The organism is Pseudomonas sp. SDO55104_S430 (assembly GCF_054070595.1).
In genome coordinates, this window is record NZ_JBSVXG010000013.1 from 1 (window position 1) to 11,229 (window position 11,229).

Genomic DNA, 11,229 nt, shown 5'->3' on the forward strand with positions numbered 1-11,229 from the left:
TGCATTTCCCTGTAGGAGCTGCCGCAGGCTGCGATCTTTTGATCTTCAGCTCAACCGAAACCCACCCATCTGCCGCGCCAGATCATCCGCCAACCGCTGCAACGTCTGACAATCCTCCCGGCAAGCCCTGACCTCCCCCGCCGTCGCCCGCGCCAGGTCGGAAATCCCCTGCACATTGCGGTTGATCTCCTCGGTCACCGCCGACTGCTCTTCCGTCGCCGTCGCCACCTGATGGTTCATGTCGCTGATGCGTTCCACCTGCCCGGTGATCGCGGTCAGCGACGCACCTGTGCGCTGACTGGACTCGACGCCGGTGCCGGTGGCCGCCTGCCCGCTGTGCATCGACGACACGGCATTCTCCGCGCCCTGCTTGAGGCTGCCGATCATCTGTTGAATCTCGTCGGTGGACGACTGCGTGCGTCGCGCCAGGGTCCGCACTTCATCGGCCACCACAGCAAAGCCGCGACCCATGTCCCCGGCCCGCGCCGCTTCGATGGCGGCGTTGAGCGCCAGCAGGTTGGTTTGCTCGGAAATCCCGCGGATCACCGCCAGCACCTGATCGATCGACGCCACCTGATCGGCCAGCTCGCCCACGGCGCTGGCGGCGACGCCGATTTCGTCAGACATGCTTTCGATATGGCGAATCGAGCCGCCGACCACTTCCCGCGCCTGCATGGCTTCATCCCGCGCCGTTTGCGAAGCCACTGCTGCGTTTCCGGCGTTTTGCGCAATTTCCTGCACCGTCAGACCCATTTCGTGGACAGCGGTGGCGACCATGTCGGTCATTTCCTGCTGGCGCCCGGAACGCTCGGCAGTGTTGTCCACCACCCGCGCCACCTGGCCCACCGCGGTGCGCAGTTGTTCGCTGGTGGTCAGCACTTCGCTGATCATGCCGCGCTGGCTGTCGAGGAAGCGATTGAAGCCCCGTGCCAGGTCGCCCAGTTCATCGGCGCGGCTGGAATCCAACCGTTGAGTCAAATCTCCACCACCGCTACCGATGGCCACCAGCGCCGCTGTTACCTGACGAATCGGTCGCACCAGACCACGGGCCAGCAACACCACCAGCAACAGGCACACCAGCGCCACCGCCAGGCCGATGCCGCTGCTCATCCACAGGGCGCTGCGAGCTTCGGCGTAGATCTGCGCCTGTGGCACTTCGGCCACCAGGGTCCAGCCCAGGTCCCGCAATGGCAGACTCAAGGCCAGATAGTCTTCGCCATCGCGGGTAAAGCTACTGTTTGTGGCAGTTTTTTGACCAATGATCGTTTGGGCTGCCGAGGCGCCTATCTGCTCGGCCAGGGTTCGCTTGCCGCTGAATTGCGCTTCGGGATGGACCTGGATCAGACCGTCGGAACGCACGAGATAGACCTTGCCGCGCTCGCCGAAGCTGAAGTTGTGAATCAGCTCGGAGAGCTCTTTCATGCTCAGGCCAAGGCCGGCGACACCCACGACTTTACCGGCCTGCTCGACTTTCAGGTCGATGAACAGCGCCAATTCTCCGGTGGCAGTGTCATTGTCGATGTTGAGGGTGCGCGGCTGGTTGCTATCAAGGAAGGAATAGAACCAGGCGTCCTTGGGATTGGCGCGACTGAGCGAGCGATCCAGGCCTTTTTCGGTGAAATAGTGGTTGGTGGCGGTGCCGATGATCAGCGCGGTAAACGCCTTGTGTTCAGCGCGGATGCCTTCCAGATACTCAACGAATGCGGGAGTTTTGCTGCTGTCTTCGCCGCTGGCCAGCCAGTCGCGGACCATGCTGTTGCTGGCGATGTCCTTGGCGGCGGTGAGGGGCTGGACGAGGATGCGCTCGATGTCGTTGCGCATCGCTTCGATGCTCGACGGCAGCGCCTGTTCGACCAGATAACTCTGGGCAAGACGGTTGACCACGAGGGTATAAATGCCAACCACGATCAGGATGCTGAACAGCAGGGCAGCGCCCATGCTCAGGATCAATTGCCATTGAATACTGCGTCGCCAGAACTGCATGGAGCACCCCCAAAGAATAAGAGGCTGAAACACTGCAACAGCCATGCCGAATGTATACAACTAGTTCGACAATTTATTCTTTGGTTGTGCGCAAAGCCGATCAGGCCTGATTGATCGTCTTGGAAATCACTTCAACCGTGGCGCTGACTTGCTCTTGGTAACGGTCGAGTTCGAGTTTGTGCTGCTTCTTCATTTCGATCTGCTGGGAACACAGGTTCATCGCAGCCAGCACCAACAGTCGGTCACCGATCAGGGTCGGGTACTTCTTTTTGGTTTCGGCCAGGGCTGCCTTGAGCATCAATGCGGCGTCGAGCAGGGTCTGCTCTTCACCTTCCGGCGCCTTGATCGAATAGTCCTCCCCCAGAATCGAGACGACTTTTACCCCAGGACCGTAACTCATGCGCTAACGGGGCCTGCGCTGACACGCTCGACCAGGGCCTGGATGCGCGCGGTGGTGGCGCCTTGTTTCTCTTCCTGTTCCATCAGGCTCAGCTGCAGGCTTTCGTTTTCATCCTTGGCCTGGGCCAGTTCTGCGCTCAGGGCTTGGTTGCTGCCGAGCAGGGTCTGATTCTGTTGTACCAGGTCGCTGACCAGCTGTTCCAATTGGCTAAGGGATGCTTCCAACATTTTGATTTTCCAGGCATTTTCAAAGGGCGCGTACGATAAAGAAAAGTCACCGGGGATGCCAGGGTTAAACAGGCGCAAGGCCTTGATTTTGCTGGCCAGTGAGCTTTCTCGCGAACTTTAGAGACTGTGATTGGCGGATCTGGTTCCTGCACTTCGTCGCCAAAGCACTCAAGGCTTGCGCTTTACACTCTGCGAGGGGGCTTGTGATACCGGCACTCGCAAAAAAGCTTTTTGACAGCATCACATTTCAACAGGTTAGAATCGCTGGCACGCAGACTGCATGGTCAGTTTGTGCCCGTCTTTCAGCTTTCCGGAGTACTGCCTTTGAATGCGACGACCATCAACAGCCTGTTCTTGATCGGCGCGTTGCTGGTGGGTGCAAGCATTCTGGTGAGCTCACTTTCCTCGCGCCTGGGCATCCCGATCCTGGTGATCATCCTGGCCGTGGGCATGACGGCCGGCGTCGATGGCGGCGGCATCATCTTCGATAACTACCCCACGGCCTACCTGGTCGGCAACCTGGCGTTAGCGGTGATCCTGCTCGACGGCGGCTTGCGCACCCGGGTCTCGAGTTTCCGCGTGGCATTATGGCCGGCGCTGTCGCTGGCCACGGTCGGGGTACTGATTACCACCGGGCTGACCGGCATGGCCGCCGCCTGGCTGTTCGACCTGAACATGATTCAGGGCCTGCTGATCGGCGCCATCGTCGGCTCCACCGACGCCGCGGCGGTGTTCTCGCTGCTGGGCGGCAAGGGCCTGAACGAACGGGTCACGGCCAGCCTGGAAATCGAATCCGGTAGTAACGACCCGATGGCGGTGTTCCTCACCGTGACCCTGATCGACATGCTCGCCAGCGGCCAGACCGGCCTGCACTGGAGTCTGCTGACACACTTGCTGCGCGAGTTCGGCATCGGCGGCGTCATCGGTCTGGGCGGCGGCTGGCTGATGCTGCAACTGGTCAACCGTATCAATCTGGCCGCCGGTCTTTATCCGATTTTGGTCATCGCCGGCGGCCTTGTTGTGTTTGCCCTGACGAACGCCCTGCACGGCAGCGGTTTCCTCGCGGTGTACCTGTGCGGTCTGGTGATCGGCAACCGCCCGGTGCGCAGCCGCCATGGCATCCTGCACATGCTCGACGGCATGGCGTGGCTGGCGCAGATCGGCATGTTCCTGGTGCTTGGGCTGCTGGTCACGCCCCACGATCTGCTGCCGATCGCCCTGCCCGCCCTGGCTCTGGCGCTGTGGATGATCCTGTTTGCCCGCCCGCTCTCCGTACTGGTCGGCCTGCTGCCGTTCAAGGCGTTCCACGGACGCGAGAAGGCCTTTATTTCCTGGGTCGGGCTGCGCGGCGCGGTACCGATCATTCTGGCGGTGTTCCCGTTGATGGCGGGCCTGCCTCAAGCCCAGCTCTACTTCAACCTCGCCTTCTTCATCGTGCTGGTGTCGCTGCTGGTGCAGGGCACGAGCCTGCCGTGGGTCGCCAAGCTGTTGAAGGTGACGGTTCCGCCGGAGCCCGCCCCCATTTCCCGCGCGGCGCTGGAAGTGCACGTGACCAGCGAATGGGAGCTGTTCGTTTATCGCCTCGGCGCTGAAAAATGGTGCATCGGTTCACCCCTTCGCGAGCTGAAAATGCCCGAAGGCACCCGTATCGCGGCCCTGTTTCGTGGCCAGCAACTGCTCCATCCGTCGGGTAGTACGGTGCTGGAAGTCGATGATTTACTGTGCGTAATCGGCCATGAACACAACCTCGCGGCCCTCGGAAAACTGTTCAGCCAGGCGCCGCAACGGGGCCTCGATTTGCGCTTCTTCGGCGACTTCGTACTCGAAGGAGACGCCCAGCTGGCCGCGGTTGCCGCCCTGTACGGGTTGAAGGTCGAAGGCATCGATCCGGACATGTCACTGGCCCGCTTCATTGCCCAGAAAGTGGGGGGTGCGCCGGTGGTCGGCGACCAGGTGGAATGGAACAACACCATTTGGACCGTCGCGGTCATGGACGGGAACAAGATCGGCAAAGTGGGCGTCAGATTCCCCGAAGGAAGTCGCCCGGGTCCCGGACTCTTCCTCTAAACTTCATTCTTCGCCTCGCACTTCGATCGGTCTTTATGTCAAGTCTGCGCACCTTTTTTGCCCTGGTTCTGCTGGGGCTGAGTCTTTCTGTCGGCACGCTGCAAGCCGCCGAACCACCCACCCGCGAATCCGTGCAGACGAGTCTGGACAAGATCGCCGACCGCAAGCTGGCGGAGGCTGATCAGAAGGCCCTGCAGTCCGTGCTGCAAGGCACGCTGACCCAGCTCGACAACCGCCGCGATTACGAGCAGAAACTCAACGATCTCAAGCAACAACTGGCGGCCGCGCCCAAGCAGACCATCGAGAACCAGCGTGAACTGACCCGCCTCAAGGCCAGCCCCGTGGTGCCGGTCTCGCAACGCTTCACCAAGGAGTCGATCCAGCAGCTCGAGCAAATGCTCACCGAGCGCGCGACCCAGCAAAGCGATCTGCAAAAGGCCCTGGCCGACGCCAATACTCTGGTCATCACCTCCCAGACTCGCCCCGAGCGCGCCCAGGCGGAAATCGCCACCAGCCAGACCCGCATCCAACAGATCAACAACATCCTCAAGGCCGGCAAGGACGGCGGCAAGACCCTGAGCGCCGAGCAGCGCGACCAGCTCAACGCCGAACTTGTGGCTCTCAACGCGCTGATCCCGCTGCGCCGTCAGGAACTGGCCGGTAACACCCAACTGCAAGACCTGGGCAACAGCCAGCATGATTTGCTCTCAGAACGCTCCGACCGCCTGGATCAGGAAATCCAGGAGCTGCAGACCCTGATCAACCAGAAGCGTCTGGCGCAGTCTCAGGAGACGGTGACCCAGCAGTCCATCGAAGCGCAGAAGGCCGGCGGCAGCAGCCTGTTGGCCACCGAGAGCGCGTTGAACCTCAAGCTCTCCGACTACCTGCTCAAGAGCACCGACCGTCTCAACGAAGTGACCCAGCAGAACCTGCAGACCAAGCAGCAACTGGACAGCGTGACCCAGAGCGATTCGGCCCTGGACGAACAGATCAACGTGCTCAAGGGCAGCCTGCTGCTGTCGAAGATTCTCTATAAGCAGAAACAAGCCCTGCCGCGCCTGAAGGTCGACAAAGATCTGGCCGACCAGATCGCCGACATTCGCCTGTATCAGTTCGAAGTCAGCCAGCAGCGCGAGTTGCTCAGCAACCCGGCCACTTACGTCGACAACCTGCTGTCCAGCCAGCCACCCGAGCAAGTCACCCCGCAGCTGCGCAAAAGCCTGCTGGAACTGGCGACTACCCGGGCCGACCTGCTGGAGCGTTTGAACCGCGAACTGAGCGCGGTGCTCAACGAATCCATCACCCTGCAACTCAATCAGAAGCAATTGCTCAGTACCGCACAAAGCCTGCGGGCGACGCTGGATGAGCAGATGTTCTGGATTCCGAGCAACAAGCCCATCGATCCTGAATGGATCCGCGCCGTGCCGGATCGCCTGATGCGCCAGATCGATACCCTGCCCCTGGCGTCCAGCCTGAGCGAGCTGACCGACGGTTTGACCCAGCGTCCCCTGCTGTTCCTCCCGTTGGCGCTGCTGATTGGTGCCCTGCTGTGGCGCCGCAAGCAGCTGTACTCGCGTCTGAACAAGGTTCACCAGGACATCGGCCACTTCAAGCGCGACAGCCAGTGGCACACCCCGCAGGCGATCCTGATCAACATTCTGCTGGCGATGCCGGTGTCGCTGGGCCTGGCGCTCTGCGGCCTGGCCCTGCAGATCGACGCCCGCGGGCAGAACGCCAACATGGGTGCGGCCTTGCTGCAGATGGCCCAGGCATGGCTGGTGTTCTACACCGCTTACCGGGTCCTGGCGCCGGGCGGCGTGGCGGAGTTGCACTTCCGTTGGGAGAAGCCGCAGGTCGAATTCCTTCGCGGCTGGGTCCGCCGGCTCGGCATGGTGGTGATGGCGCTGGTTGCCGTGGTGGCAGTTGCCGAACTGCAACCGGCGGCACTGGCCGACGACGTGCTGGGCATGCCGGTGGTGCTTATCTGCTACGCCCTGATGACCTGGCTGCTCGGCCGCCTGCTGTTCAGCAGCCCGACTCACGAGACCGCGCCGCTGTTCCGCAAGGCGGTGGCCCTGATGTTCACCGCCCTGCCGGTGGCGCTGTTCGTGGCGGTGTGCTTCGGCTACTACTACACCGCGCTGAAACTCAGCGACCGCTTGATCAACACCCTGTACCTGCTGATGTTCTGGCTGGTGATCGAAGCCACCTTCGTGCGCGGCCTCAGCGTCGCCGCACGCCGCCTGGCCTACCAGCGCGCCCTGGCAAAACGCCAGGCAGCGAAGGAGGCCGGCGACGGCGAAGCGATCATCGAAGAACCGACCATGGACATCGAGAAGGTCAACGAACAGTCCCTGCGTCTGATCCGTCTGGCCCTGCTCGGCGGCTTCATGGCCTTGCTGTACTGGGTCTGGGCCGACCTGATCACGGTGTTCTCGTACCTGGACAACGTCACCCTCTACGAATACACCAGCGGCACCGGCGCCAACATGAGCATGGTGCCGATCAGCATCGGTGACATGCTCGGCGCATTGATCATCATCGGCATCACCTTCGCCCTGGCGCGCAACCTGCCGGGCCTGCTGGAAGTGTTCGTGCTGTCCAAGCTCGACCTGGCCCAGGGCAGTGCCTACGCGACGACGACGTTGCTGTCCTATGTGATTGCCGGCGTCGGTTTCGTCTCGACCCTGTCGACCCTTGGCGTGAGCTGGGACAAGTTGCAGTGGCTGGTGGCAGCGCTGTCGGTCGGCCTGGGTTTCGGCATGCAGGAAATCTTCGCCAACTTCATCTCCGGCATCATGATCCTGTTCGAACGCCCGGTGCGGATCGGCGACACCATCACCATCGGCAACCTGTCGGGCACGGTGAGCAAGATCCGCATCCGCGCCACGACTATCACCGACTTCGACCGCAAGGACATCATCGTCCCGAACAAGACGTTCATCACCGGGCAACTGATCAACTGGTCCCTGACCGACACCATCACCCGGGTGACGCTCAAACTCGGTGTGGATTACGGCTCGGACCTGGATCTGGTCAAGGAACTGCTGCTCAAGGCCGCGCGGGAAAACCCGCGGGTGCTGAAAGAGCCGGAGCCGCACGTGTACTTCCTGAACTTCGGCGAAAGCACCCTCGACCACGAGTTGCGCATGCACGTGCGCGACCTTGGCGACCGCAACCCGGTTCTCGACGAAGTGAACCGCTTCATCAACCGCGAGTTCAAGAAGCAGCACATCAACATCTCGTTCCGGCAGATGGAGGTCTACCTCAAGAACCTGCACGGCCAGGAATACAAGATGGTGCCGATCGAACCGGAAGCGAAAACCATCGTGCCGCTCAACGATGACAAGCAACCGCCGCTCGCACCGCCTGCCGCCAAACTCGACTAAGCGGCCATTCCCCAGCAGAATGCTCGGACATTCTGCTGGAGACGGCCTTTGAAAGCCCTCGACGAACTGACCTTCGATAACCGCTTCGACCGCCTGGGCGACGCGTTTTCCGCCCATGTCCTGCCCGAGCCGATCGACAATCCACGCCTGGTCGTCGCCAGCCCCGCCGCCATGGCGCTGCTGGATCTCGACCCGGCCGTGGCCGAAACCCCGGAATTCGCCGAGCTGTTCAGCGGCCACAAGCTATGGGCAGACGCGATCCCGCGGGCGATGGTTTATTCCGGGCATCAGTTCGGTTCCTACAACCCGCAGCTGGGCGACGGGCGCGGTCTATTGCTGGGCGAGGTGTACAACGAGGCCGGCGAGCACTGGGACCTGCACCTGAAGGGTGCCGGGCAGACACCGTTTTCGCGCATGGGTGACGGACGCGCGGTGCTGCGCTCGTCGATCCGCGAATTCCTCGCCTCCGAAGCCCTCCATGCGCTGAATATCCCGACCACCCGGGCGCTGTGCGTAATCGGCTCCGACACCCCGGTGTGGCGCGAGAAGCAGGAACGCGCGGCCATGGTTTTGCGGATGGCGCCGAGCCATGTGCGCTTCGGTCATTTCGAATTTTTCTACTACACCAAGCGTCCCGAGCTGCAGAAAGCCCTCGGCGACCATGTGCTCGCCATGCATTTCCCGGAATGCCTCGAGCAGCCGGAACCTTATCTGGCGATGTTCCGCGAAGTGGTCGAGCGCAACGCCGAGCTGATCGCCAAATGGCAGGCCTATGGCTTCTGCCACGGCGTGATGAACACCGACAACATGTCGATTCTGGGGATTACCTTCGACTTCGGCCCGTTCGCCTTCCTCGACGACTTCGACGCCAACTTCATCTGCAACCATTCCGATGATCGGGGCCGGTACTCCTTCAGCAACCAGGTGCCGATCGGCCAGTGGAACCTCAGCGCCCTGGCCCAGGCCCTGACGCCGTTCATCAGCGTCGAGGCCCTGCGCGAAACCCTCGGCCTGTACCTGCCGCTGTTCCAGGCCCAGTACCTGGACCTGATGCGCCGCCGCCTGGGCCTCACCACCGCCGAAGAAGACGACCAGACACTGCTGGAACAGCTGCTGCAACTGATGCAGAACAGCGGCGTCGACTACAGCCTGTTCTTCCGCAGGCTGGGCGAAGAGTCCCCACAAGCGACAATCGCTCGCCTGCGCGACGACTTCGTCGATCTCAAGGGCTTCGATGCCTGGGGCGAGCTCTACATCGCCCGGGTGGCCCGCGAAGGCGAACTCGATCAGGAACAACGCCGCGCCCGGATGCACGCGGTCAATCCGCTGTACATACTGCGCAACTACCTGGCACAAAACGCCATCGACGCTGCGGAAAAAGGCGACTACGAGGAAGTCCGCCGGCTGCATGCGGTGTTGAGCAATCCGTTCGTTGAACAGCCTGGGATGGAGAGCTATGCGCAGCGGCCGCCGGAGTGGGGCAAGCATTTGGAGATCAGTTGTTCTTCGTGAGGCATCATTGATAGCAGAGATAAGAGTTACCAAAACGAGCCTTAAATAACATAAGAACCAATTTGGCGACTCTTAATACAGCCTTTGAGCAAGTAACCTGATTCCACGGAACTGACCATGACCGACCCACTCCTCATCCCCTGCCCCCACTGCAACGGCCTCAACCGCATCCCCGCCGAGCGCCTGGGTGATCATCCCAAGTGCGGTCGCTGCAAGGCCGAGGTCTTGCTGAACAAGCCTTTCGAACTGAATCAGGGCGACTACGCCAGTCAGATCAAGGGTGATCTGCCGTTGCTGGTGGATGTTTGGGCGGATTGGTGCGGGCCATGCAAGTCGTTTGCGCCTGTGTTCGAGCAGGCGGCCGGGCAGTTAGCGGGCAAGTGTCGGTTGGCCAAGCTGGACAGCGAGGCGAACCAGCAGTTGTCGGCCCAATTGGGGATTCGTTCGATTCCGAGCCTGATTCTGTTCAGGAACGGGCGGGAAGTGGCACGCCAGAGCGGTGCGTTTCCGTTGCCGCAGTTGATGAGTTGGCTGCGTAGCCAGGGGATCTGATTCAGCATTGAAGAGATCGCAGCCTGTGGCCGGCTGCGATCTGAAGATTTTCAGGCGTTTTCGAGCAGGTTATGCAGCTCGACAAACTGCTGCGTCAGTTTGTGCCGTGGATCGAGGTGGATCAGCGGCGTGTTGGCCTGGTGGGATTCGCGCATGCGCACCGAGCTGCCCAGGTACACCGGTAGCACTGGCAAACCTTCGGCAATCAGTTCGTCGAGCATTTGCTGAGGCAGGCTGGCGCGGGCCTGGAACTGGTTGACCACGATCCCTTCGACCGCCAGTTCTTCGTTGTGGTCTTCCTTCAACTCTTCGATTTCCGCCAGCAGACCGTACAGCGCCTGGCGCGAGAAACTGTCGCAATCGAAGGGAATCAATACGCGATCGGCGGCAATCAGCGCCGAAACCGCATAAAAATTCAGCGCCGGCGGCGTATCGAGATAGATGCGGTCGTAATCCTCGTCCAGCTCTTCCAGCAACTTACGCAGCTTGTTGATCTTGTGCTTGGCCTCGAGCTTGGGCTGCAAGTCCGCAAGTTCCGCCGTGGCGGTGATGACGTGGAGGTTGTCGAACGGGGTTTCGTAGATGTCGACCTGATTCTTTTTGGAGAAAGGCCCGGAAGACAGGGTCTGCTTGAAGAAATCGGCGATTCCCATCGGAATATCGCTGCCAGTGAGCCCCGTCAGGTATTGGGTGGAGTTGGCCTGGGCATCGAGATCCACCAACAGGGTGCGATAGCCCTCATTGGCGCTGACCGCCGCCAGATTGCAGGCAATGCTGGATTTGCCTACGCCACCTTTCTGATTGAACACCACGCGCCGCATGTCAAAACCTCCGTGTATCAAAGAATGACCGAGTGTAGTGGTCCACGGCATGGCTTAGCTAGACCGCAAATCCAGGGACTACAGGGTCATCGGAAATATCCCGCGGAAAAAGCGGCAAACGCCTCTATCCGCCTCGGACGGAGCCGACAGACGGACCAGTGACCATGTGAATAATTCGCAAACGTTCGATTTTTGCGACCGAGCTTTACCACCCACTGTGCAAAATGTAACCAGCATTTGCTACACGTTCCCGGCACCGGGATAATGCGCAGCACTCT

Annotated in this window: 8 protein-coding genes and 1 pseudogene; 4 read left to right on the forward strand and 5 right to left on the reverse strand. The window is 61.1% G+C overall.

Going from position 1 to position 11,229, the window contains the following annotated elements:
• Positions 1 to 45: 45 nt before the first annotated feature.
• From ACW9JE_RS04325 to ACW9JE_RS04340, 4 genes and pseudogenes are all read right to left on the reverse strand, one after another.
• Positions 46 to 891 carry a methyl-accepting chemotaxis protein gene (locus ACW9JE_RS04325; RefSeq protein WP_457432081.1) on the reverse strand — a complete coding sequence of 282 codons (846 nt, stop codon included), beginning with the start codon at positions 889 to 891 and terminating at the stop codon, positions 46 to 48.
• A gap of 21 nt (positions 892 to 912) precedes the next feature.
• Positions 913 to 2,028: pseudogene (locus ACW9JE_RS04330) on the reverse strand (HAMP domain-containing protein); the annotation flags it as partial.
• Positions 2,029 to 2,083: 55 nt separating this feature from the next.
• Complete coding sequence (locus tag ACW9JE_RS04335) at positions 2,084 to 2,383, reverse strand: cell division protein ZapA (RefSeq protein ID WP_224533832.1); 300 nt, start codon at positions 2,381 to 2,383, stop codon at positions 2,084 to 2,086.
• A complete protein-coding gene (locus ACW9JE_RS04340; RefSeq protein WP_224533831.1) occupies positions 2,380 to 2,610 on the reverse strand; it encodes a hypothetical protein in 231 nt (76 codons plus the stop codon). Before ACW9JE_RS04340 ends, ACW9JE_RS04335 begins: the two co-directional genes overlap by 4 nt.
• Before the next feature lie 324 nt (positions 2,611 to 2,934).
• On the opposite strand from ACW9JE_RS04340, the gene ACW9JE_RS04345 reads away from it, so the two are divergent.
• The 4 genes from ACW9JE_RS04345 (at position 2,935) to trxC (ending at position 10,130) form a co-directional block, all read left to right on the forward strand.
• Positions 2,935 to 4,677 (forward strand): potassium/proton antiporter, encoded by a 1,743-nt coding sequence (locus tag ACW9JE_RS04345; RefSeq protein WP_457432049.1) that lies wholly within the window; start codon positions 2,935 to 2,937, stop codon positions 4,675 to 4,677.
• Positions 4,678 to 4,712: 35 nt separating this feature from the next.
• Positions 4,713 to 8,066 (forward strand): mechanosensitive channel MscK, encoded by a 3,354-nt coding sequence (gene mscK, locus ACW9JE_RS04350; RefSeq protein ID WP_457432050.1) that lies wholly within the window; start codon positions 4,713 to 4,715, stop codon positions 8,064 to 8,066.
• A 48-nt stretch (positions 8,067 to 8,114) separates the two neighbouring features.
• Positions 8,115 to 9,578 carry a protein adenylyltransferase SelO gene (gene selO / locus ACW9JE_RS04355; RefSeq protein ID WP_457432051.1) on the forward strand — a complete coding sequence of 488 codons (1,464 nt, stop codon included), beginning with the start codon at positions 8,115 to 8,117 and terminating at the stop codon, positions 9,576 to 9,578.
• Positions 9,579 to 9,695: 117 nt separating this feature from the next.
• Complete coding sequence (gene trxC, locus ACW9JE_RS04360; RefSeq protein ID WP_224533825.1) at positions 9,696 to 10,130, forward strand: thioredoxin TrxC; 435 nt, start codon at positions 9,696 to 9,698, stop codon at positions 10,128 to 10,130.
• A gap of 50 nt (positions 10,131 to 10,180) precedes the next feature.
• Here the strand turns inward: trxC and ACW9JE_RS04365 are convergent, their stop codons facing one another.
• A complete protein-coding gene (locus tag ACW9JE_RS04365; RefSeq protein WP_457432052.1) occupies positions 10,181 to 10,951 on the reverse strand; it encodes a ParA family protein in 771 nt (256 codons plus the stop codon).
• Positions 10,952 to 11,229 lie beyond the last annotated feature (278 nt).

Bases quoted from the DNA above. Each gene is read 5' to 3' on its own strand.
- trxC (WP_224533825.1), top strand. From the start codon at position 9,696: ATGACCGACCCACTCCTCATCCCCTGCCCCCACTGCAACGGCCTCAAC.
- ACW9JE_RS04335 (WP_224533832.1), bottom strand. From the start codon at position 2,383: ATGAGTTACGGTCCTGGGGTAAAAGTCGTCTCGATTCTGGGGGAGGAC.
- mscK (WP_457432050.1), top strand. From the start codon at position 4,713: ATGTCAAGTCTGCGCACCTTTTTTGCCCTGGTTCTGCTGGGGCTGAGT.
- ACW9JE_RS04365 (WP_457432052.1), bottom strand. From the start codon at position 10,951: ATGCGGCGCGTGGTGTTCAATCAGAAAGGTGGCGTAGGCAAATCCAGC.
- ACW9JE_RS04325 (WP_457432081.1), bottom strand. From the start codon at position 891: ATGATCAGCGAAGTGCTGACCACCAGCGAACAACTGCGCACCGCGGTG.
- ACW9JE_RS04340 (WP_224533831.1), bottom strand. From the start codon at position 2,610: ATGTTGGAAGCATCCCTTAGCCAATTGGAACAGCTGGTCAGCGACCTG.